Genomic DNA, 21729 nt, shown 5'->3' on the forward strand with positions numbered 1-21729 from the left:
CCTTTGGGCGGCTGTGTGTTGAAACAGTAATTCGATATTTTTTGCGAGTTGGGAATCGCGCAGCCGCCTTCGCGCGGCTGTGTGTTGAAACAAGCGGTCGATAAAAAATGGGTCATTATAGAAAAAAGCAGACACCTTCGGGTGGCTGTGTGTTGAAACTACGAGTATCTTGCCGAGGTGCTGAAAGCTGCCTATAGCTGCCTCTGTACGGCTGTGAGTGGTTTTCGTGCAACAAGTTGCACGCTACGGGGATGGTGCATTAAGGTATTATATTTTTGTGAAATGAGTGGAGGGGAGAGTAAAGTGCGGTCATTTTTTGTATTATTTTTTATCCTTCGTATTCAAAATTTCTAGCAACAAAAATTTATAGTAACAATCCACCGCACTTTTTCATGTGTCCTTTTTAAAATTGTCTTTAAAAAATAAAAAGCAATCGTTTGCGCAAGTGCTGAAAATCCACTAAAATTTCGACCCTATTATTCTCTTATCACTTTCCCTTTCTAAGGATCCTCTCATGGAACATGAACAACAAACTGCGGAAGCGGATTTGGTCTATTGTTTAGAAGACAAACCGCCTTTTTTTAATGCTTTAATCAGTGCCATTACACATCTATTGGCGATTTTCGTCCCCATGGTCACGCCTGCGCTTATCGTAGGTGGTGCGCTTGGTTTACCGGTCCACATGACGGCTTATTTGGTCTCCATGGCGATGGTTGCGTCCGGTATCGGCACTTATATTCAAGTACATCGTTTCGGTTTTATCGGCTCCGGTATGCTTTCCATTCAATCGGTAAACTTCTCTTTCGTCAGCGTAATGATTGCCGTTGGGCTCAGCATGAAAGGAAATGGCATTGACGAAAACACCATGATTTCCACCTTGCTTGGCGTGTCGTTTGTCGGGGCGTTTCTTGTGTGCGCTGCCGCTTGGGTGCTGCCTTATTTAAAACGTGTCATCACCCCAACCGTCAGTGGTGTGGTCGTGTTATTAATCGGCTTGAGTTTGATTGACATCGGTATCACCGATTTTGGCGGCGGGTTTGGCGCCAAAGGCACGGAGGCGTTTGGCTCGTTACAAAATATCGGTTTAGCTTCCTTAGTCTTGGTTGTTGTGCTCATTTTTAACTGTATGCGCAATCCGTTTTTACGCATGAGTGGCATTGCCGTAGGACTCATTGCAGGCTACATCGTAGCATTAACCTTAGGCATGGTTGATTTTTCACCGTTAAAAGACGTGGACTTTTTCACCATCCCGATGCCCTTTAAATATGGTTTTGCGTTTGATTGGTCAGCCTTTTGGGTTGCGGCCATCATCTATTTATTAAGCGTATTTGAAGCCGTTGGTGATTTAACCGCAACGGCGATGGTTTCCGGTCAGCCTTATGAAGGCGAAGCATTTCGCCAACGTTTACGCGGCGGGGTGTTTGCCGATGGATTAGTGTCTGTGATTGCCACTGCGCTAGGTTCTCTACCGCTGACCACCTTTGCCCAAAATAACGGTGTCATTCAAATGACGGGCGTGGCTTCCCGTCATGTGGGGAAATTTATCGCGGCTATTTTGGTGTTATTTGGTTTATTCCCGATTGTCGGTCGCGCTTTCACCACCATTCCAAGCCCGGTACTTGGCGGCGCTATGGTATTGATGTTCGGATTAATTGCCATTGCCGGTGTACGGATTATCATGACTCATGGCATCAATCGGCGTGAAGCGGTTATTGCTGCAACAGCCGTCGGCGTGGGATTGGGCGTCGCTTTTGAGCCGGAAGTGTTCAAAATGTTGCCGGAAGTTTTCCGAAATGCCATTGCGGCAGGCGGAATTACGGCAGTGGTGTTAAATTTAATTCTGCCACGAGATGAGCAGGATAAAAGCATTTATTTGACGGAAAAATAAACGAATGCACGATAAAAGTGCGGTGATAAAAGCGTCTAAAAAAACGTTACGATTTATCACCGCACTTTTTCTATGATCTATTTCAAGTTTTCCACATAAGGTCGTTTACAAACTTGCTATTTTTTCGCTAAATTTTCCCTCGTAACTGATTTTAAACCTAAGGAGAGATTATGGATTTAATCATTGGCTTAGTGGCGATTATTCTGGTCGCTTACTATATCGTGAAAGGCTATTCCGCGACGGGCGTGCTCATGTTCGGCGGTTTAGTCTTGTTATTGATTTCGGTGTTAATGGGGCATTCCATTTTGCCGGAAAACGTCAAAAGTACCGGCTCAGCCTATTTCGATATTCTTGAATACGTGAAATATTTGCTTTCCAACCGCAGTGGTGGGTTAGGCTTAATGATCATGATCTTATGCGGTTTCTCCGCCTACATGACTCACTTAGGCGCCAACGACATGGTGGTAAAAATCGTTTCCATGCCGTTAAAAAATATTCGCTCCCCTTACGTGCTGATGGTATTGGCGTATTTTCTTGCTTGTTTGATGTCTTTTGCGGTTGCTTCTGCAACAGGCTTGGGTGTGTTATTAATGGCAACTTTATTCCCTGTCATGGTTAATATGGGCATTTCTCGTGGTGCAGCCGCCGCCATTTGTGCATCGCCGATTTCTATTATCTTATCGCCAACCTCAGGAGACGTGGTGTTGTCGGCGGAGATTTCCAAACAATCACTAAGCGAATTCGCCTTTTCCACCAGCTTGCCGGTGTCCATTGTGGCGATTTGTGGCATTGGTGCGGCTCATTTCTTCTGGCAACGTTATTTGGATCGCAAAGAAAAAGTCAATGCAAAACCGATCGATATGTCGGAAATCAGAACCGATGTACCGACCTTTTACGCCATTTTGCCATTATTACCGATCATCGGTGTAATCCTGTTTGACGGTAAATGGTTTAACTTACCTGAATTACACATCGTCACCGTCATTATTCTTTGCTTTGTGATCACCGCAGTCATCGACTTTATCCGTAATTTCAGTGCGAAAAAAACCTTCGACAATTTAGTGATTGCCTATCGTGGCATGGCAGATGCCTTTGCCGGTGTGGTGATGTTATTGGTTGCCGCCGGCGTATTCGCACAAAGTTTAAGCACCATTGGCTTTATCACCAATCTGATTAATTCTGCCCAATCCTTCGGCGGTAGCGGATTATTTATGATGTTGGTTTTAGCAGTGATTACGATTCTAGCCACCATGGCGACCGGTTCGGGCAATGCGGCATTCTATGCCTTCGCCGAATTAATTCCAAAACTTGCTACCCAAATGGGCGCAAATCCTGCCTATTTAACTGTGCCAATGTTACAAGCCTCCAACTTAGGTCGCGGCTTATCCCCGGTATCCGGTGTTGTGGTTGCCGTATCCGGTATGGCAAGAATTTCCCCATTTGAAATTGTCAAACGGATGTCCGTACCAATGGCAGTCGGTTTCATTTGCGTGATTATCGCCACCGAATTTTTTATTTCGGGCGCGTAATTTTCTGACTTAAAGTGCGGTGAGTTTTCACCGTATTTTGAGATTGAGAAAGGCGTGATTACTTATTTAAAGAAAAGAAAACGGCGCACGGCATTAAACAGTGCGCCGTTTTTTAGTTCGTCATACCGATTATGAGGCAATGCCTTTATGACGTAATAACGCATCTAATTGCGGCTCACGGCCACGGAAGTTTTTGAACAAGGTCATCGGTTCTTCAGAGCCGCCTTTGGTAAGAATTTCATCTAGGAAGGATTGACCTGTTTGTGGATTGAAAATCCCTTCCTCTTCAAAACGCGAGTAGGCATCTGCCGATAAGACTTCCGCCCATAAATAGCTGTAATAGCCTGCCGCATAGCCACCGGCAAAAATATGGCTGAAGCTGTGCGGCATTCTTCCCCATTCTGCGCCAGGGATGACGGCAACTTGGCGTTTCACTTCATGCAACATATCCAGCACTTGATTTTGCTTGCTCGGATCAAATGTGTGGTGCAAGCGGAAATCAAACAGCGCAAACTCTAACTGACGCAACACGAACATTGCCGCTTGGAAGTTTTTGGCTTTGAGTAATTGGCTGAGTTTCTCTTTTGGTAATGGCTCTCCGGTTTGATAATGACCGGAAATGAACTGTAGCGCCTCTTCTTCCCAGCACCAGTTTTCCATAAATTGGCTTGGCAATTCCACGGCATCCCAAGGCACACCATTAATACCGGCAACATCCGCCACATCAATTTTTGTCAACATATGATGTAAGCCATGGCCGAATTCATGGAATAGAGTAGTGACCTCATCGTGCGTGAATAAGGCAGGTTGGTCGCCAAGTGGGCGGTTGAAGTTACAAGTTAAGTACGCCACCGGTTTTTGTAGGCTGCCGTCAATCTTTTTACGACGACCTATACAATCATCCATCCAAGCGCCACCGCGTTTATGTTCACGAGCGTATAGATCTAGATAGAAACTGCCGCGTACCTCGTCTTTTTCATCAAGCAAATCGAAGAAACGGACATCTTTATGCCAAGTCTCAACGCCATGACGTTCTACCGCGCGAATGTTGAAAATGCGTTTAATTAATTCAAATAAACCGCTCAATACGCGATCTTCCGGAAAATATGGACGCAATTCTTCATCGTTGATGGCATATAAATGTTGCTTTTGTTTTTCGCTATAAAAAGACAGATCCCAAAGTTCAAGTGCGGTCAAATTATAGTGTGTTTTGCAGAAGTCTTTTAATTCTTGCAATTCACGTTCGCCTTGGGCTTTAGAACGTGTGGCGAGATTTTCTAAGAAATCCAACACTTGTTGCGGATTTTCCGCCATTTTGGTGGCAAGGGATAATTCGGTGTAGGTGTTGAAATCCAATAATTTGGCTAATTCCACGCGTAGGCTGAGGATCTCCTGCATAATCGCCGAGTTATCCCATTTACCGGCGTTCGGCCCTTGATCGGAAGCTCGGGTCGCAAAGGCACGATACATTTCTTCGCGTAATTCACGGTTTTCGCAATAGGTCATGACCGGAATATAGCTTGGGTATTCCAAAGTGAAGCGATAGCCACTGACCCCTTTGCTTTCCGCGGATTGTTTGGCTGCTTCCAGTGCTGATTCCGGCAAGCCTTTGAGCTGACTGACATCTTCAACGATCTTTTCCCAGCCCATGGTGGCGTCTAACACGTTATTGCTAAACTGTGAGTTGAGTTCGGACAAGCGGGCAGCAATTTCGCCATAGCGTTTTTGTTTTTCTACCGGCAAAGAAATGCCCGATAATTTGAAATCGCGTAAGCTGTTTTCAATGGCTTTCTTTTGCGCTTGAGTATAACCGGCAAATTCAGGGCTATTTTTTAATTGTAAATAGGCTTTATATAACCCTTGATGTTGTCCGACCCAAGTACTGTATTCGGCCAATAATGGCAAGCAGGCTTGATAGGCTTCACGTAATTCGGGGCTATTTTTCACCGAGTTTAAATGAGAGATTGGAGACCATACTTTGCTTAAACGATCACCGGCTTCGGTTAACGGTAGAATGAAATTTTCCCAAGTAAAGTGCGGTTGATTTACAACGCGTTCTACCGTTTCGCGGTTTTCTTGAATAAGTTGTTTGATAGCGGATTCAATGTATTGCGGTTCAATTTTACTAAAAGCAGGTAAATCGGTTGGTGTAAGTAGTGGATTTGACATAAAGACTTCCTTAAAAAGAAAAAACGGATGGAAATAACGACTAAACGTTAAATAAATTGGGGAGGATTTTATGATTTCAAGGTTGAAAAATCCAGCCATTCAGGGATAATTGCGAATAATTTTTGTTTTGAGGTATCTATGAAGTATTTTTATATCACGTTAGGTTTTCTTTTTCTTATTCTTGGTTTGATCGGTATTGTGGTGCCGATTTTGCCTACTACGCCATTTTTATTGTTAACCGTTTTCTTTTTCGCAAAAGGCTCCGAACGTGTACATAATTGGTTTATCGGTACGAAGATTTATCAAAATCATCTGAAAGATTTCCATGAACGGCGGGCATTAACGAAAAAAGCGAAAATGACCATTCTCATGTTCTCCACATCGATGTTGATGCTTGGATTTTATTTTACGCCAAGCATGGTCGGCAAAAGTATTATTATTGCGGTATTATTAATTAAATATTGGTTCTTCTTTTTCTGGATTAAAACCGTGGAAGAAGAATAGGGTAGTTTTGTTTTCATGAAATGATTGCCATGCGTAGAGTTCACTTTTTTCGCGCGCCTTTTCGTCTTCTTCCATTAAAAAGTGCGGTGCTTTTTTGTTGCGTTTTTGCTTTGAGTGCTTGTGATGAAAAGCCAAACGAACCTGTTGTCTCTTCTCTCCCAACGGAATCCGCACAGCCGCAGTCAACGTTGCCATCAACGCCGTCAAAGAGCAATCGGTATTTGTTGATTCGCGCAGGATATACGGATTTTGTGTTGAATCCCGCTCAAGCCGAAGATGTCACACAAGTGGCGCTTTTGCGAGATTTATTTGAAGGATTGGTGATTTACGATCCGCGTGGCAATGTGATTCCAGCGGTGGCGGAAAGCTGGCAAACGAAAGATAACAAAACATGGACATTTATCTTGCGACAAGAGACTAAATGGTCGAATGGTGAACCGGTAACGGCGCAACAGTTTGTGGCAAGTTGGCAAGCTTTAGCCACTTCGGCGAGTCCATTAAAATCGTATTTGGCATACATGAATTTAGCCAATGCCGATGCGGTATTAAAGGGCGAATTGCCTGCCGAACGGCTTGGAATCGCAGCAGAAAATGACCGCACTTTGCTTATTAGTTTAGATAAAGTGACGCCTTATTTGCCACAAATGTTAGCGCATATCAGTTTATTACCTCAGTATTCATCTGAACAAAAAGAGATTATTACAAATGGCGCTTATTATGTGACAGGGCAAGAAAATAATGTGATTCACTTAGCAAAAAATCCCCATTATTGGGCGCAAGAAAAGGTGTCTTTTAAACAGGTGGATTACCAAAAAATGACGACGCAACAAGCGCTTGGCGACTTAGATGTGGTGATTAATCCTACGCAAGCCGAGCAAGCGCAATACTTTCCGCAACTTTGTACTTATTTCTACGCCTTTAATATGAAACACCCGAAATTGGCGCAAAGTTCGGTCAGAAAAGCGTTATCTATTATGGCCTCTTCCCGTCACGTGAATCTGAGTGGCAAAAATTTTATTTATTTAAGTGATAATTTCTTGCCGATATCGATGCAAACAATAGAAAGCCATTGGGAGCAAACGCCAATGGAGCAGTTGTTAATTCAAAGTGATATTAATGAGAAATCACCGTTAAAGGTCACGTTAAGTTATGATCAAACCGAATTTCAACATCAAATGGCGCAGTCATTAATGCGTATGTGGGCACAATCGGATATGATTCGGGTCAGCGGAGAAGCACTGCCGAAACAACAATTATTAGAGAAGATGGCAAAAGGCGATTTTCAGATTGCTCGTGCCGGCTGGTGCGCTGATTATCACGATCCTTCGGCATTTTTAAGTTTGTTTTACAGCCACAGCCCGGACAATATAAGTGGTTACCACAATGAAGAGGTAGATCGCTTATTTGAGCAAAGTTTGCAACGGATTCCATCGTCAGAACGCACCGCACTTTACAGTCGAATCGAACAAATTCTGCAACAAGAAAATGTGGTATTGCCTTTATATCAAACTACGATCCCCATTTATCTTCATCCTACCCTAAACGGCTATGATTTATCCAATCCTACTGAGGTCATTTATAGTAAAGATTTATTTCGTAGAAATTTCTAACCATAGCACGAAAGATTATGCGCATAATAAACCCCGTGCCGTCATATTGTGAAAATAGAAAAAATCGGTAAACTATGCCAAATTTGATTATGAATAAGGAGTTATGATGCATTCATCTATTACGAAAGCCGTTTTATTTTCTTCGGTATTTTTATTTACCGGATGTTCATCATTAGAGTCTGCATGGAATTCCATGATCGGTGATGACTCACCAAAACCTGCTGCAACAGCTCCGCAGACGCAGGGTGAATCCCTTAAAGCGAAATCGCCAAAAGCGGAAATGACTGAATCACAAAATGCCATAAAACAGGCAGAAAACTTACCGCGCTTTGAGTATATTTTACTGGATACGGAATATACGGTATTTTTGAATCCACAACCGGAACTCATTAAAGTCAATAAAGGCAATGAAATGACGACGTTTGCCTATAAAAATGGTGCGCTTACGTTAGTTGAACATCAACAACAACGTTATCGTGCAGAGGATAAAAATATTCCGCCATCGCTTGTTCAAGAAGGGGCGAAATTACAAAAAATATTGGGTTTAAATAGTGCAGATAAAAATGCTGAGAATATTAAAACCGGCAGCGATGCAAAATTAAATTATTTATGTATTACTAAACTGCAACAAGTGGCTCAAACGCAACGAGTATTCCGTAGTTCGGCAAATATGGCGAAAAGTGATTCTCGCTTAATTGCAGATGTGCGTTTAAACGGTAATCAATTTTATAAAATGGATTGTCAGTTAAGCGGTAATCGTGTTGCAAAATTAAGTTTAAGTAAAAAATAAAGGATAAATACACAATACATGAATGCCCAATAATGCCGTTATTGGGCTTAATAAATGAAGGAAGTCTAATATGAAAAGAGGGCTCATGATTGGTCTGTTATGCCTGAGCTTGACCGCCTGTTCATTCGGCGTGGGCGCCGGTGGCGGATCAAATGGTGTAGGCATTGGCGTGGGAACCGGTATACGATTTTAATTCTTGAATCAATCAGTCAAGCTAAAAGCATTGCTCATTGCAATGCTTTTAACGTTTAAGGGTTTATCAATACACCACTAATCGCTGTGGACGAATCACGTTATTTTCATCAATCACCGCCACACCAAGAAAGCGATTCTCGTGAGAAAACAACCGCACTTGACCTTGTAGCCTGTTGGGGTTATCGAATTTTATACGTTGACCAAATCCGATACCTTGTGTTTGGGTTTCATTTAAGGTTAACGCCGGCAATTTTGCCACGGCAGTATCCATCGGCAATAATAAGGTATCTAACAAACTCAAATCTTGTGGTTCTGCCAAAGCTTGCAAAGCATTCCAATCCAACATTTTTTCTGTCGGGTAATCTGCCACTGCTGTGCGACGCAACATCGTTACATGGGCGCCACAGCCCAACGTCTCTCCTAAATCATCCACCAAAGTGCGAATGTACGTGCCTTTGGAACAATGTACCTCAAGGGTTAAATAAGGCGCATTGTATTCGATGAAGTTCAGTTCAAAGATCGTAATGGGACGCGCTTCCCGCTCCACCGTAATGCCTTGACGGGCGTATTCATAAAGCGGTTTGCCATTGTGTTTCAACGCGGAAAACATGGTCGGCACTTGTAAAATATCACCACGGAATTGCTCAAGTGCGGTCAAAATTTCAGGCGTTTTGACCTTCACTTCACGGGTTTCGACAATCTGTCCTTCCGCATCCGATGTATCGGTGCGTTCTCCCAGTTTTGCCGTGACTAAATAACGTTTATCGGCATCCAACAAAAACTGCGAAAACTTGGTGGCTTCGCCCAAACAAATAGGCAACATTCCGGTAGCCAGCGGATCTAGCGCGCCGGTATGCCCCGCTTTGTTCGCCTGAAAAATACGTTTCACTTTCTGCATGATGTCATTGGAAGACATACCTTGCGGTTTATCCAACAAAAACACGCCATGAATATCACGCCCACGTTTACGCGGTTTGGACATTAGTCTTTGTCCTCAACGTGTTTTTTCTCATCTTCGCGCACAACATTGGTCACCAAGTTAGACATGCGCATACCTTCCACCAAAGATTGATCGTAAATAAAACGAATCTCCGGCACGATACGTAGACGCATGGCTTTGCCTAACAGCGTGCGAATATACGGCGCGGCTTTTTCCAAGCCTTTCATGCCCTGCGCAATCGCTTGTTCATCGTGATCAAATAAGAAGGTGACGAAAACTTTTGCATAAGCCAAATCACTGGACACTTCTACGTCGGACACCGTCACCATGCCAATACGAGGATCTTTCACTTCGCGTTGTAAAATCACCGCGATTTCTTTTTGGATTTCTTGTGCGACACGGTCGCTACGTTTGAATTCTCGAGCCATAATGATTACCCTTTGTGATATAAGGGGCTTATTTTACTGGAATTCATGTCAATTAGCACGAAAAAGCAATGTGATATGCGAATTCGATTTTTGCGTTATTAGACGAGAAAGCAACGAATCGTATTTAAAAACCACCGCACTTTTTCTTCTTTTCCCTTTCCTTCATTGAGTTTTCAGCAAAACTCGCTATAATTTCGCCTGTACAAAAAAACAGTATTTGTGAGTAAAAATAATGGATTTCGCAGAATTATTAGATGGTTTAAACGATAAACAACGGGAAGCGGTAAGTGCACCGTTGGGCAATTATTTGGTGTTGGCGGGCGCGGGGAGTGGTAAAACCCGCGTATTGACGCACCGAATCGCATGGTTGATTGGCGTTGAAGGTGTCTCCGAAGGAAGCATTATGGCGGTGACCTTCACCAACAAAGCTGCCGCAGAAATGCGTCATCGTATTGAATCCGTCTTGTCCGACGGCAATCAGCGTTTGTTTGGTATGTGGGTCGGTACCTTTCACAGCATTGCTCATCGACTTCTGCGAGCTCATCATCTTGACGCGGATTTGCCGCAAGATTTCCAGATTTTAGATTCGGAAGACCAATTGCGTTTACTCAAACGCCTCATGAAATTACATCATTTTGACGAAAAAAGTTTCCCGCCAAAACAAGCCGCCTGGTATATCAACAATAAAAAGGATGAAGGTTTGCGCACGAATCAAATTGATGATCATCACGATCGTCAAGAACGAGAATGGATTCGAATTTATCAGATTTATCAAGATGCTTGCGATCGTGCAGGATTGGTAGATTTTGCCGAAATTTTATTGCGCTCGTACGAATTGTTTTTACATAAGCCACTGATTTTGCAACGTTACCAACAACGTTTTCAGCATATTTTGGTGGATGAGTTTCAAGACACCAACAAAATTCAATATGAATGGATTCGTTTGTTGGCGGGCAAAACCGGCAAAGTGATGATTGTGGGGGATGACGACCAATCGATTTACGGCTGGCGCGGTGCAAAAATCGAAAACATTCAGTTATTTTTGAAAGAGTTTGCCAATGCACAAACCATTCGATTGGAGCAAAATTACCGTTCCACCATGAATATTTTGCAAGCGGCGAATGAGCTGATTTCCAATAACAACAATCGACTAGGAAAAAATTTGTGGTCGGAAGGCAATCAGGGGGAACCGGTAGGGATTTATGCCGCTTTTAACGAATTGGATGAAGCGCTGTTTGTTGCTTCACAAATTAAAACCTGGATTGAAGACGGCGGTAAACTCAATGATTGTGCCATTTTATATCGCAGTAACAGTCAATCACGGGTGATTGAAGAAGCGTTGATTCGTTCACAAATTCCGTATCGTATTTATGGTGGCATGCGCTTCTTCGAACGTCAGGAAATTAAGGATGCGTTAGCCTATTTGCGCTTAATTGCCAATCGCCAAGACGATGCCGCCTTTGAGCGCGTTATTAATACGCCACCACGAGGCATTGGCGATCGCACGTTGGACACCTTGCGTAATCTGACTCGTGAACATCAAATCACCTTATGGCAAGCCACCAATTTGGCATTGCAGGAAAATAAACTGGCAGGCAGAGCCGCGACCGCTTTGCTTCGCTTTATGGAATTAATTAATTCCTTGCAACGGGATACGGAAGAAATGCCGTTGTTTGCACAAACGGATTTTGTCATTAAGCATTCCGGCTTGTATGAAATGTATAAACAGGAAAAGGGCGAAAAAGGGGAAGTGCGTATTGAAAACTTGGAAGAATTAGTCTCTGCCGCACGCGAATTTATCAAGCCTGAAGAGGCGGAAGACATGACAGAGCTTACAGCTTTCTTGACGCATGCCTCGTTAGAAGCGGGCGAAGAGCAAGCGGCACCGCACCAAGCCTGTGTGGAAATGATGACCTTGCACTCGGCAAAAGGCTTGGAGTTTCCTCGGGTCTTCATGATTGGTGTGGAAGAAGGATTATTCCCAAGTTTCCGTTCCTTTGAAGAAGCCGGGCGTTTGGAAGAAGAGCGTCGTTTGGCGTATGTGGGGATTACCCGCGCTAAGCAAAAACTCACCATTTCTTATGCGGAAAGTCGTCGTTTATATGGCAAAGAAGAACGCCATTTGCCTTCTCGTTTTATCTCGGAATTACCACAACAATGTTTACAAGAAATTCGTTTACGCGGCACAGTTACCCGCGCCTTAAATCAATCCAAAGTAGGTAGCGTTTTGCCGATTGCCAATGAAAGCGAATGGAAAATGGGGCAAAAAGTGAAACATGAAAAATTCGGTTTTGGTACGGTGATTAATGCGGAAGGTGCGGACAATAATTTGCGCCTACAAATTGCGTTCCAGAATCAAGGAATTAAATGGCTGATTGCCCATTTGGCGAAGTTGGAGAGACTTTAAGTCTCTCCGTTTTCCGGCCGATACCCTTCATCATGTAATGTCGGGTTCTCCGCGCCTTGTTTTGCCAACTGGTCACAGAGTTCATTTTCACGGTGCCCAGTGTGTCCTTTGACCCAGCGCCAATCAACCTTATGACGAGCGATAGCTTGATCTAGTGCTATCCATAAATCTTGGTTTTTTACCGGTTTGCCGCTACTGGCTTTCCAATTGTTTTTTTTCCAATTGAAAATCCATTGCGTGATGCCGTTTTTCATGTATTGGCTGTCGCTGTATAAATGAATGTCACAAGGTTCTTTGAGGCTATTTAACGCTTCAATAACAGCTAATAATTCCATGCGATTATTGGTGGTGAGGAAATAACCTTTTGAGAGGCTTTTTTCATGTTGTTTATAACGAAGAAGAACGCCAATGCCGCCGGCGCCCGGGTTCCCAAGGCAGGATCCGTCGGTAAAAATTTCGATTTGTTTACGCATATTGACTACTAATTTATTGCAAATGAGGCGATAATACCCGAAATTTTTGCGGATAAAAAGTCAAGATATGAGTATTCAACCCCATCCAAATCGTCAGATCGTACTGGATACGGAAACCACCGGTATGAATCAATTAGGCGCTCACTATGAAGGCCACTGCATTATTGAAATCGGTGCGGTGGAACTAATTAACCGTCGTTACACCGGCAATAATTTCCACATTTATATTAAACCCGATCGTCCGGTCGATCCCGAGGCGATTAAAGTGCATGGCATTACTGACGAAATGTTGGCGGACAAACCGGATTTTAGCCAAGTCGCGAATGAATTTATTGAATACATCAAAGGTGCCGAGTTATTGATCCATAATGCGCCCTTCGACGTGGGCTTTATGGATTATGAATTTCGTAAGCTGAATCTGCCGATAAAAACCAACGATATTTGCACGGTTACCGACACCCTAGTGATGGCGCGTCAAATGTATCCCGGCAAAAAGAATAATTTGGACGCATTATGTTCCCGCTTAGGCATTGATAACAGTAAGCGCACCTTGCACGGCGCATTACTGGATGCGGAAATTTTAGCGGATGTTTACCTTGCCATGACCGGTGGGCAAACCAGTTTATTTGATGAAAACGAAGCGGATGTCATTCCACAAGTGGTAACGGATCAGCAGGTAAAAAGTGCGGTGGCTTTTTCGCATCATTTACGCTTGCTTACACCGACAGAAGAAGAACTGGAAGCCCATTTGGAATATCTCAAATTAATTAACAAAAAAAGCAAAGAAAATTGTCTGTGGGATCGCCGCACAAAAGAGGAAACCTTGCAGTAAAAAGAATCGTTCACTGATTAGACAAACAGACGGAAAAAAACAAAAAAGAGTTGACGTTGCTATCCTTCAACATTATTATGCACCTCACCTGTGCGGAGTGGTAGTTCAGCTGGTTAGAATACCTGCCTGTCACGCAGGGGGTCGCGGGTTCGAGTCCCGTCCATTCCGCCAATTTTTATTTTAATTCTAATTCGGAGCGGTAGTTCAGCTGGTTAGAATACCTGCCTGTCACGCAGGGGGTCGCGGGTTCGAGTCCCGTCCGTTCCGCCATTTCTTAAATAGATCCCTAATTTAAAAATTATCTATTCAACCGTTTTTTAGCTCCATAGTGTGCATCTTGATGCACGAAAATATAATTCAGCAAATTCATTAAACTAATAAAAATACCCACAAAAACCACCGCACTTTTTAAACTAAATTATTTCATTAACATCTTTTATTCGTGCAACAAGTTGCACGCTACATTGTGATTAGGATCACGGTTTTGGAATACTCCTGTTGACTATTTTTTGTTCTTTTGCATAATACCAAATATTTTATATGTCTTATGGTATAGATATGAGAAAAGTTAAATGGGTAATATTTATTATTCTTACAATGGCAATTGGATATTCTTCTTATAAAATAAATATTGCTCCTTTGCTTGGAAAATTAGAAGAGAAATTCGCTACGATTTATGTTATTGATCTTACAACACCAAGCACAACTGTTTTTAGTTATAAGTCTAAAATATCTTATTGCAAATCCTTTTCATTAGAATTTAATAATTTTCTTTCAGAGCAAGATGTTTATAAAAAAGACGTATCTGGAATAAATCAACTTTCTCAGAAAAGTAGAGCAGAGATTGATTCTCTTATTAGTATGAATATACCTCTTGAGATAAATATATATCAGAGTAATAGACTAGTTTATAAAAATAAAATATTCCTTAATCGACTTCTCCATAACTTAGGTAATAATGTAACACTCTATTATTCTAGCTGGTTAGGTAATGACTGTTATAATTTTGAAAAAGGCATTTCCTATACTATTGAGATAATCAATTCAATAGCATTAAAAGTTGATTCTAATGTGAAGTTTAATTTTGTATTACAAATAATTTGATTAAAAGAAAATATCTTAAAAATAATATATTGAAAATTTATTTTTGTTAAATCTGTGTAGCACGAAATATAATTCACCAAATTCATTAAACGCATAAAAATACCCACCCAAACCACCGCACTTTTTAAACAATTTATTTCATTAACACCTTTTATTCGTGCAACAAGTTGCATGCTACGTTGTGATTTGGATCACGGTTTTGGTTTATTGGTATTGACTATTTTTTGTGCTTGGGCACAATACTAGAATGCCCTTAGTTTTTTAATGGAGTGCCTATGTTAAAGTTTTTTAGAAAACATTATATTTTGACTATATTTTTACTGATGCCGTTTTTTCTTTATGGGTATTATTATTTTAATTATGCTATCTATAATGATGACAAATTTGATTTTCATCATTATCCGATTCCGCCATTAACGGAAAAATGGACAAAAACGATTGAATACAAAACCTTACCTCACGTGAAATTTAGTAAGTGTTTTGTTATTTCGTTTAATGGATATCAGCTAAGCGATAATGTCAATAAAATGTTTGGTAAAGATTTTGTCAATACGATAGTCAATTTTAATGGGCACACTTTTATAGGAACATATTTCGATGAAGTTTACACAGCAAAATATTCTCTTCACCATATATTACATATAACAGAGGAGCAATTTTATAAAGAAGCCAAAGAAAAACCGCATTTTTGGTTGAAAATTTATCAAAATGATGTGTTGCTTGAAGCTCGGGAACTCTATTTCACAGATTTTGAATCAAGTAGTAAGATAAAAATTGGTGATCGAGAACTGTCCGCTTTGGGTATTATTGGGCGTCCAGGGTATAAACAGGGATATTGCCATGATTTTGCTGAAAATACTCTCTATAAATTAGAGATCATTAGTGATCAGATAATTCCTGAATTCCATGATGTAGAGGTATTTTTCACGATCAGACCTTTCACACCTAAAGTATAATGTCATTAATCATTAACTAAACGAGAGCGTAGCGTGCATCTTGATGCACAAAAATATAACTCACCAAATTTATTAAACGCATAAAAACCACCGCACTTTTCAAAGAAAATTTGTTTATTAACGCTTTTTATTCGTGCAACAAGTTGCATGCTACGTTGAGATTTGGATCACAGTTTTGGTTTCTTTGTATTGATTGTTTTTTGTGCTTGTTTATAATTTCGTGGTTAACAGTGTTTCTGTGGTAGGAATGCCGTGAAATTTTATATATCAAAGAGAGCCTCCCATTTGCCAAAATGATACGTAGCAAGGGTAAAATATTTAAATGATAATCAAAATAATCAATAAAATGAGAAAAGTAAAAAAACGATATTATTTTATGTTGTTGTTATTGCCTTTTCTTTATATGGAATTTAAGGGCTTTGTTAATGTGTTAGGATATTGCGAAAAGAAAGATGCGAATATTTCTCAGTTATATTCAGAGCAAGAATTAATTGATAGAGCTATTAAGTTTTTATTAACTATATCTCCTTCTACGCAAGTAACAGTGGAAGGAAGACGGTTACATATAATACCCTATAAGACAGTTGAAGAATTCAAAAAAATAAACCCTAATTGTTGTTCGGTTGAGAGAACGGCTCATGAAGGATTTACACAATATTTATCTATTAGAAAACAAGGCAAGTCTTATGGTTATGTTCACATAGCTTATCTTTTAAACTATGAGGAAGATGTTGAACCATCTAAATTTGGTCTTATACTAGAATTTGATACTTGTGGTGAAATGAGTTATTTTAGTCAATAATTGATTGGAGAAAAAAATGGCATTGCCAACAGTAGAACGTATTACGAATAGATATTTATATAAACAAGATGAAGTAATTGATAACAGGCTAGATGACAAAATAATATCTAGAGATGAATCTTCTATCACAGTAGATAAAAAAGAGTTCATGAAAGGTCCTGGACGATTTATTACGGCAGAGAATTTTAGTCTAGTCTCTAAAATTTTTACCATGGAGGCTGCATCCGGAATAACTGAGCCACGAGAAAAGATATTTTTGCTAATTTAGGTGATGTATGTTAGAGATTATTCAGATGAAAAAATATTATCGGGTGTTATTTATCATCGTATCCTTTCTTTTTATTTATCATGAGTTTATAGGATTGAAAAAACTGGCAGGATATTGTGAAGAGAAAAATGCATACTTTTCTGAGCTATATACAGATAATGTATTAATAGATAAAGCAATTAATTTTTTAATAAAAGATCTTCCACGCATCGTATTAACTCCTGAAGGAAAGGAAATATATGTGGAACCTTATTTATCTGTTGAGGAATTTAAAAATTTAAATCCTAATTGTTGCAATGTGCAACGTTCAGCTGAGGAAGGGTTTATGCAGAGTATTTTTATTAGAAAAACTGGAGAAGCATATGCTTATGTAAAATTAATATATACTTTGCGCTATAAGGAAAAAGATATAGAGCCTTATCAATGGACAGAATATGTAGAAATTAACACCTGTGGAAATATGCGTTATCCAGATCAAACTAGCTGGTGAGCTAATTTACGAACTGATAATAAGGAATAAAATATGAGTTTACCTACAATTGAAAGTATTACAAATAGATATCTATATAGGCAAGATGAGATAGTAGATAACAGATTGAATGAAAGAATTATAGATCGTAGCGTGCATCTTGATGCACGAAAATATAACTTACCAAATTCATTAAGCACATAAAAATACCCACCAAAACCACCGCACTTTTCAGACTAAATTAGTGTATTAACGCCTTTTATTCGTGCAACAAGTTGAACGCTACGTTGTGATTAGGATCACGGTTTTGGAATACTCCTATTGACTATTTTTTGTGCTTGGGCACAATACTAGAATGCCCTTAGTTTTTTAATGGAGTGCCAATGTTAAAGTTTTTTAGAAAGCATTATATTTTGACTATATTTTTACTGATGCCGCTTTTTCTTTATGGGTATTATTATTTTAATTATGTTATTTATGATGATGATAGGTTTGATCACCGTCATTATCCGATTCCGCCATTAACGGAAAAATGGACAAAAACGATTGAATACAAAACCTTACCTCATGTGAAATTTAGTAAGTGTTTTGTCATTTCGTTTAATGGACATCAGCTAAGCGATAATGTCAATAAAATGTTTGGTAAAGATTTTGTCAATACGATAGTCAATTTTAATGGGCACACTTTTATAGGAACATATTTCGATGAAGTTTATACAAAAAAATATTCAATTTATCATATAGACGATCTAACCGAGGAAGAATTTTATAAAGAAGCCAAAGAAAAACCGCATTTTTGGTTGAAAATTTATCAAAATGATGTGTTGCTTGAAGCTCGGGAACTCTATTTCACAAATTTTAAATCAAGTAGTAAGATAAAAATTGGTGATCGGGAATTGTCAGCTTTGGGTATTATTGGGCGCTCAGGGTATAAACAGGGATATTGCCATGATTTTGCTGAGGATACCTTGTATAAGTTGGAGATTATTAATGATCAGATAATCCCTGAATTTCATGATGTAGAAGTCTTTTTTACTCTTAGACCGGTGTTATATAAAGCTTAAATTTTATTATAAGGAGAGTAGTCATGTCAGACATTAAATATACTGTCACTTTTAGATCTTAGCGTGCATCTTGATGCACGAAAAAATAACTCACCAAATTCATTAAACGTATAAAAAATATCCATCAAAACCACCACGCTTTTCAAAGAAAATTATTTTATTAACGCCTTTTATTCGTGCAACAGGTTGCATGCCACGTTGAGGCTGTAACGTGCATCTTGATGTACGAAAATATAACCCACCAAATTCATTAAACGCATAAAAATACCCACCAAAACCACTACACTTTTTGTGAATAATCCTTTTATTCATGCTTATTATTCATACAACGTTGGATGCAGTGATAGTTTGATGTCATGTGTGTATGGCAAGCGTATTCTGTGATTTTGTGCTTTTTAAATACAAAGTAAAAGGGCATAATAGCGTTCCTTTTTAGACATCATTTGTATTTATAGGAGGAAAAATGAACATTTTGTTATTAGACGGTGGAAAAGATTTTGGTCATTCCCATGGCAAGTTGAATCATACGCTTCAACAAAAGGCGAAAGAGGTATTGACTGCGCTGGGGCATCATGTCAAAGAAACGGTGATTGATGCCGGATATGATATTGAAACGGAAGTTGAAAAATTTGTCTGGATGGATGCCGTGATTTGGCAGATGCCCGGTTGGTGGATGCATGAGCCATGGACAGTGAAAAAATATATTGATGAAGTATTGACCAGTGGACATGGCAAACTCTATCAAAGTGACGGTCGCCATCGTGTTAACCCAACTGAGGGCTATGGCACCGGAGGCTTGTTACAGGGCAAAAAACATATGCTTTCGCTCACTTGGAATGCACCACTTGAAGCATTTACTCGCGAAGGCGACTTTTTCGAAGGCAAAGGTGTGGATGCGCTATATATGCACTTCCATAAACTCAATGAATTCCTTGGTATGAGTCGCTTACCAACATTTTTATGTACTGATGTGATTAAAAATCCACAGGTAGAAAAATATTTGGCAGACTACCAAGCTCACTTGGAAAACGTGTTTGGTTAATGAGTTCTTGTAGGCAGATCATTGTTGTCTGTCTTTCGTTCGATGAGAGAATCTCTCTCAATAATAACAATCCGCACGTAAAACGTGCGGTTTTTAGGCTCCCCTATAAGGGCCTATACTTCACAAGCCCCTCAAGGGGCTTGTGAAAACTGACAGCCGTGTCTAATGACTTCCTTGACTTACCCCTTAAAGGGGTCAATATGTTCTTTCGTTGATAAATTATCTTGAACCATGTTTTCTTTTTCTTGATTCTTTATATAGTTCTCCACAACTTTTGTATTTAAGCCCACGATGCTGACAAAAAATCCTTTCACTCGGAAATGTCTATTTTCATATCTCTATTTTAGTGAATTGTAGCGTGCAACTTGTTGCACGAAATCGTGAATGCCCGAAAGGGTTAAATAACGTTCCGTGCGTGATTCGGTCGTGCATCAAGATGCACGCTACGAGGGGTAAATAACCCTCCTATATGTTGAATTTTGGTTGTCAGCCTTGTTCATTATATAGCGAGGATTTTTTTCTGTTCATCGCTTAAGCTATTTGGCTCCATACGCATAGCGTATGGTTTTTATAGCCAGACTTTGGCTGGCTATAAAAAAAGTAACCCTGATTTCTCAGGGTTACAAGCCGTTTAAATTTGAAAATGCAGGTTTTTATTCCCACTCGATCGTTGCTGGGGGTTTTCCGCTAATATCATACACGACGCGGGAAATGCCGTTCACTTCGTTAATGATACGGTTGGAGACTTTGCCGAGTAAATCATAAGGCAAATGAGCCCAATGTGCGGTCATAAAATCAATGGTTTCTACGGCGCGCAAGGAAATTACCCAGTCATATTTACGTCCGTCACCCATCACGCCGACAGATTTCACCGGTAAGAACACGCTGAAAGCTTGGCTGGTTTTTTCATACCAACCGCTGTTGCGTAATTCTTCGATAAAGATGGCATCGGCACGGCGTAATAAATCGCAGTATTCTTTTTTCACTTCGCCGAGTACTCGCACGCCTAAACCCGGGCCTGGGAATGGGTGGCGGTTGATCATTTCAGCCGGTAAGCCTAAAGCTAGACCGATTTTACGCACTTCATCTTTGAATAATTCACGTAACGGTTCGACTAAGCCAAGTTTCATATAATCCGGCAAGCCGCCTACATTGTGGTGGGATTTAATCACATGTGCTTTGCCGGTTTTGCTCGCAGCAGACTCGATAACGTCAGGGTAAATGGTGCCCTGTGCCAACCATTTTACTTTTGTTAATTTTTTCGATTCATCATCGAATACGTCTACAAACACTTTGCCGATAATTTTACGTTTTACTTCCGGATCAGATACGCCGGCAAGTTCGCCTAAGAAACGGCTTTCAGCGTCCACGCGAGTAATGTTCAAACCAAATTTATTGCCGAACATTTCCATCACTTGATCGCCTTCGTTTAAACGCAATAAACCGTTATCGACAAACACGCAATGTAAGTTTTTGCCGATGGCGCGATGTAATAACAATGCAACCACAGAGGAATCCACGCCGCCGGATAAACCTAAAATCACTTCGTCGTCGCCTATTTGCTCTTTAATGCGGGCAACGGCGTCTTCAATGATGTTTTCGGCAGTCCATTTGGTTTCGCAACCGCAAATGTTCACTACGAAATTGGTTAATAATTCCAAGCCTTTTTTAGTGTGTGTGACTTCAGGGTGGAATTGTACGCCGTAGAAATGGCGGCTTTCATCAGACATTGCCGCAATCGGGCAGGTCGGCGTGGTGCCGGTGATTTGGAAATTTTGTGGCAAGCGGGTGACTTTATCGCCATGGCTCATCCACACATCCAATTTGTTGTCGCCGTCATTGAGATCAGCGAAAAGTGCGGTCGGATTTTCCATTAAAACGGAAGCATAGCCGAACTCGCGGTGATCGGAGGTTTCCGTTAAGCCACCAAGCTGCATCGCCATGGTTTGCATGCCGTAGCAAATGCCCAGCACCGGTACACCCGCGTTAAAAACATATTCAGGGGCTCGTGGACTGTTTTCTTCCGTGGTGCTTTCTGGGCCACCGGAAAGAATAATCCCGGTTGGGTTAAAATCACGGATTTGTTGTTCCGTCACATCCCACGCCCAAAGTTCGCAATAAACACCGATTTCACGCACACGACGGGCGATAAGTTGGGTGTATTGAGAACCAAAGTCGAGGATGAGGATTTTATGATTGTGGATGTTGGTCATGGTTTTCTCTAACAATTTATTTATGAATTTTGCTTAAAAATGTCTA

The 21729-nt window shown here is 40.7% G+C and carries 21 protein-coding genes, 2 tRNA genes, 1 pseudogene and 1 CRISPR repeat array (1 of these 25 cut by a window edge); of the genes and pseudogenes, 17 read left to right on the forward strand and 7 right to left on the reverse strand.

The features are described 5' to 3' along the window. A CRISPR array of direct repeats spans positions 1-159; the repeat unit is 16 nt; unit sequence GGCTGTGTGTTGAAAC; it begins 1005 nt to the left of the window's first position. Positions 160-514: 355 nt separating this feature from the next. After that, positions 515-1888, forward strand: a complete 1374-nt coding sequence (locus tag J5X96_RS05480; protein ID WP_209362115.1) for a nucleobase:cation symporter-2 family protein — start codon at positions 515-517, stop codon at positions 1886-1888. Positions 1889-2058: 170 nt separating this feature from the next. Continuing rightward, positions 2059-3417: an anaerobic C4-dicarboxylate transporter DcuC gene (dcuC, locus tag J5X96_RS05485; protein ID WP_209362117.1), complete on the forward strand. Its 1359-nt coding sequence runs from the start codon at positions 2059-2061 to the stop codon at positions 3415-3417. A gap of 129 nt (positions 3418-3546) precedes the next feature. On the opposite strand, the gene prlC is transcribed toward dcuC, so the two are convergent. Further along, positions 3547-5586: an oligopeptidase A gene (gene prlC / locus J5X96_RS05490; RefSeq protein ID WP_209362119.1), complete on the reverse strand. Its 2040-nt coding sequence runs from the start codon at positions 5584-5586 to the stop codon at positions 3547-3549. A 138-nt stretch (positions 5587-5724) separates the two neighbouring features. On the opposite strand from prlC, the gene J5X96_RS05495 reads away from it, so the two are divergent. From J5X96_RS05495 to J5X96_RS09815, 4 genes are all read left to right on the forward strand, one after another. Beyond that, complete coding sequence (locus J5X96_RS05495) at positions 5725-6090, forward strand: YbaN family protein (protein WP_209362121.1); 366 nt, start codon at positions 5725-5727, stop codon at positions 6088-6090. Positions 6091-6119: 29 nt separating this feature from the next. Continuing rightward, complete coding sequence (locus J5X96_RS05500; RefSeq protein ID WP_209362123.1) at positions 6120-7700, forward strand: peptide ABC transporter substrate-binding protein; 1581 nt, start codon at positions 6120-6122, stop codon at positions 7698-7700. 106 nt (positions 7701-7806) lie between these two features. Next, positions 7807-8490 (forward strand): hypothetical protein, encoded by a 684-nt coding sequence (locus J5X96_RS05505; RefSeq protein ID WP_209362125.1) that lies wholly within the window; start codon positions 7807-7809, stop codon positions 8488-8490. 70 nt (positions 8491-8560) lie between these two features. Beyond that, positions 8561-8683 carry a hypothetical protein gene (locus J5X96_RS09815; RefSeq protein WP_256436773.1) on the forward strand — a complete coding sequence of 41 codons (123 nt, stop codon included), beginning with the start codon at positions 8561-8563 and terminating at the stop codon, positions 8681-8683. 66 nt (positions 8684-8749) lie between these two features. Here the strand turns inward: J5X96_RS09815 and truB are convergent, their stop codons facing one another. Both truB and rbfA read right to left on the reverse strand, forming a co-directional pair. Continuing rightward, positions 8750-9667, reverse strand: coding sequence for a tRNA pseudouridine(55) synthase TruB (truB, locus tag J5X96_RS05510; protein WP_209362127.1), 918 nt, complete (start codon positions 9665-9667; stop codon positions 8750-8752). After that, on the reverse strand, positions 9667-10053 hold the full coding sequence (rbfA, locus tag J5X96_RS05515; RefSeq protein WP_005700694.1) for a 30S ribosome-binding factor RbfA: 387 nt from the start codon (positions 10051-10053) through the stop codon (positions 9667-9669). Before rbfA ends, truB begins: the two co-directional genes overlap by 1 nt. 232 nt (positions 10054-10285) lie before the next feature. On the opposite strand from rbfA, the gene uvrD reads away from it, so the two are divergent. Beyond that, positions 10286-12460: a DNA helicase II gene (gene uvrD, locus J5X96_RS05520; RefSeq protein WP_209362129.1), complete on the forward strand. Its 2175-nt coding sequence runs from the start codon at positions 10286-10288 to the stop codon at positions 12458-12460. Here uvrD and rnhA read toward each other — a convergent pair. Then, complete coding sequence (gene rnhA, locus J5X96_RS05525; RefSeq protein WP_209362131.1) at positions 12457-12933, reverse strand: ribonuclease HI; 477 nt, start codon at positions 12931-12933, stop codon at positions 12457-12459. The two genes, uvrD and rnhA, sit on opposite strands and share 4 nt — an antisense overlap. 67 nt (positions 12934-13000) lie before the next feature. Here rnhA and dnaQ point away from each other — a divergent pair, with 67 nt between their 5' ends. The 9 genes from dnaQ (at position 13001) to J5X96_RS05570 (ending at position 18428) form a co-directional block, all read left to right on the forward strand. Beyond that, positions 13001-13765 (forward strand): DNA polymerase III subunit epsilon, encoded by a 765-nt coding sequence (dnaQ, locus tag J5X96_RS05530; protein ID WP_209362133.1) that lies wholly within the window; start codon positions 13001-13003, stop codon positions 13763-13765. A gap of 94 nt (positions 13766-13859) precedes the next feature. Then, a tRNA-Asp gene (locus J5X96_RS05535) sits at positions 13860-13936 on the forward strand. A 22-nt stretch (positions 13937-13958) separates the two neighbouring features. Continuing rightward, positions 13959-14035 (forward strand) — tRNA-Asp (locus J5X96_RS05540). A 288-nt stretch (positions 14036-14323) separates the two neighbouring features. Further along, positions 14324-14869: a hypothetical protein gene (locus J5X96_RS05545; protein ID WP_209362134.1), complete on the forward strand. Its 546-nt coding sequence runs from the start codon at positions 14324-14326 to the stop codon at positions 14867-14869. Positions 14870-15144: 275 nt separating this feature from the next. Further along, on the forward strand, positions 15145-15825 hold the full coding sequence (locus J5X96_RS05550; RefSeq protein ID WP_209362136.1) for a hypothetical protein: 681 nt from the start codon (positions 15145-15147) through the stop codon (positions 15823-15825). A gap of 346 nt (positions 15826-16171) precedes the next feature. Then, positions 16172-16627: a hypothetical protein gene (locus tag J5X96_RS05555; RefSeq protein ID WP_209362138.1), complete on the forward strand. Its 456-nt coding sequence runs from the start codon at positions 16172-16174 to the stop codon at positions 16625-16627. 16 nt (positions 16628-16643) lie between these two features. After that, on the forward strand, positions 16644-16895 hold the full coding sequence (locus tag J5X96_RS05560) for a hypothetical protein (protein WP_209362140.1): 252 nt from the start codon (positions 16644-16646) through the stop codon (positions 16893-16895). A gap of 7 nt (positions 16896-16902) precedes the next feature. Continuing rightward, a complete protein-coding gene (locus J5X96_RS05565) occupies positions 16903-17385 on the forward strand; it encodes a hypothetical protein (RefSeq protein WP_209362142.1) in 483 nt (160 codons plus the stop codon). Positions 17386-17747: 362 nt separating this feature from the next. Further along, positions 17748-18428: a hypothetical protein gene (locus tag J5X96_RS05570; protein ID WP_209362143.1), complete on the forward strand. Its 681-nt coding sequence runs from the start codon at positions 17748-17750 to the stop codon at positions 18426-18428. A 102-nt stretch (positions 18429-18530) separates the two neighbouring features. Here J5X96_RS05570 and J5X96_RS05575 read toward each other — a convergent pair whose 3' ends face one another. Beyond that, a complete protein-coding gene (locus J5X96_RS05575) occupies positions 18531-18740 on the reverse strand; it encodes a hypothetical protein (RefSeq protein ID WP_209362145.1) in 210 nt (69 codons plus the stop codon). A gap of 151 nt (positions 18741-18891) precedes the next feature. On the opposite strand from J5X96_RS05575, the gene J5X96_RS05580 reads away from it, so the two are divergent. Further along, positions 18892-19470 (forward strand): NAD(P)H-dependent oxidoreductase, encoded by a 579-nt coding sequence (locus J5X96_RS05580; RefSeq protein WP_209362147.1) that lies wholly within the window; start codon positions 18892-18894, stop codon positions 19468-19470. Between the two features lie 179 nt (positions 19471-19649). Here the strand turns inward: J5X96_RS05580 and J5X96_RS09745 are convergent. Continuing rightward, positions 19650-19808: pseudogene (locus J5X96_RS09745) on the reverse strand (IS200/IS605 family transposase); the annotation flags it as partial. A 315-nt stretch (positions 19809-20123) separates the two neighbouring features. Further along, a complete protein-coding gene (gene guaA, locus J5X96_RS05585) occupies positions 20124-21683 on the reverse strand; it encodes a glutamine-hydrolyzing GMP synthase (protein ID WP_209364776.1) in 1560 nt (519 codons plus the stop codon). Positions 21684-21729 lie beyond the last annotated feature (46 nt).

The sequence above is a fragment of the Aggregatibacter sp. 2125159857 genome, assembly GCF_017798005.1.
In the GTDB taxonomy this organism is placed as follows: domain Bacteria; phylum Pseudomonadota; class Gammaproteobacteria; order Enterobacterales; family Pasteurellaceae; genus Aggregatibacter.

What these genes read in the sequence shown, in the direction of transcription:
- J5X96_RS05505 (WP_209362125.1), top strand. Translation starts at nt 7,807, where the DNA reads ATGCATTCATCTATTACGAAAGCCGTTTTATTTTCTTCGGTATTTTTA.
- J5X96_RS05575 (WP_209362145.1), bottom strand. Translation starts at nt 18,740, where the DNA reads ATGAATAAAAGGATTATTCACAAAAAGTGTAGTGGTTTTGGTGGGTAT.
- J5X96_RS09815 (WP_256436773.1), top strand. Translation starts at nt 8,561, where the DNA reads ATGAAAAGAGGGCTCATGATTGGTCTGTTATGCCTGAGCTTGACCGCC.
- dcuC (WP_209362117.1), top strand. Translation starts at nt 2,059, where the DNA reads ATGGATTTAATCATTGGCTTAGTGGCGATTATTCTGGTCGCTTACTAT.
- J5X96_RS05550 (WP_209362136.1), top strand. Translation starts at nt 15,145, where the DNA reads ATGTTAAAGTTTTTTAGAAAACATTATATTTTGACTATATTTTTACTG.
- J5X96_RS05580 (WP_209362147.1), top strand. Translation starts at nt 18,892, where the DNA reads ATGAACATTTTGTTATTAGACGGTGGAAAAGATTTTGGTCATTCCCAT.
- J5X96_RS05560 (WP_209362140.1), top strand. Translation starts at nt 16,644, where the DNA reads ATGGCATTGCCAACAGTAGAACGTATTACGAATAGATATTTATATAAA.
- J5X96_RS05480 (WP_209362115.1), top strand. Translation starts at nt 515, where the DNA reads ATGGAACATGAACAACAAACTGCGGAAGCGGATTTGGTCTATTGTTTA.
- J5X96_RS05500 (WP_209362123.1), top strand. Translation starts at nt 6,120, where the DNA reads ATGCGTAGAGTTCACTTTTTTCGCGCGCCTTTTCGTCTTCTTCCATTA.
- truB (WP_209362127.1), bottom strand. Translation starts at nt 9,667, where the DNA reads ATGTCCAAACCGCGTAAACGTGGGCGTGATATTCATGGCGTGTTTTTG.
- uvrD (WP_209362129.1), top strand. Translation starts at nt 10,286, where the DNA reads ATGGATTTCGCAGAATTATTAGATGGTTTAAACGATAAACAACGGGAA.
- J5X96_RS05495 (WP_209362121.1), top strand. Translation starts at nt 5,725, where the DNA reads ATGAAGTATTTTTATATCACGTTAGGTTTTCTTTTTCTTATTCTTGGT.
- dnaQ (WP_209362133.1), top strand. Translation starts at nt 13,001, where the DNA reads ATGAGTATTCAACCCCATCCAAATCGTCAGATCGTACTGGATACGGAA.
- prlC (WP_209362119.1), bottom strand. Translation starts at nt 5,586, where the DNA reads ATGTCAAATCCACTACTTACACCAACCGATTTACCTGCTTTTAGTAAA.
- rnhA (WP_209362131.1), bottom strand. Translation starts at nt 12,933, where the DNA reads ATGCGTAAACAAATCGAAATTTTTACCGACGGATCCTGCCTTGGGAAC.
- rbfA (WP_005700694.1), bottom strand. Translation starts at nt 10,053, where the DNA reads ATGGCTCGAGAATTCAAACGTAGCGACCGTGTCGCACAAGAAATCCAA.
- J5X96_RS05570 (WP_209362143.1), top strand. Translation starts at nt 17,748, where the DNA reads ATGTTAAAGTTTTTTAGAAAGCATTATATTTTGACTATATTTTTACTG.
- J5X96_RS05555 (WP_209362138.1), top strand. Translation starts at nt 16,172, where the DNA reads ATGAGAAAAGTAAAAAAACGATATTATTTTATGTTGTTGTTATTGCCT.
- guaA (WP_209364776.1), bottom strand. Translation starts at nt 21,683, where the DNA reads ATGACCAACATCCACAATCATAAAATCCTCATCCTCGACTTTGGTTCT.
- J5X96_RS05565 (WP_209362142.1), top strand. Translation starts at nt 16,903, where the DNA reads ATGTTAGAGATTATTCAGATGAAAAAATATTATCGGGTGTTATTTATC.
- J5X96_RS05545 (WP_209362134.1), top strand. Translation starts at nt 14,324, where the DNA reads ATGAGAAAAGTTAAATGGGTAATATTTATTATTCTTACAATGGCAATT.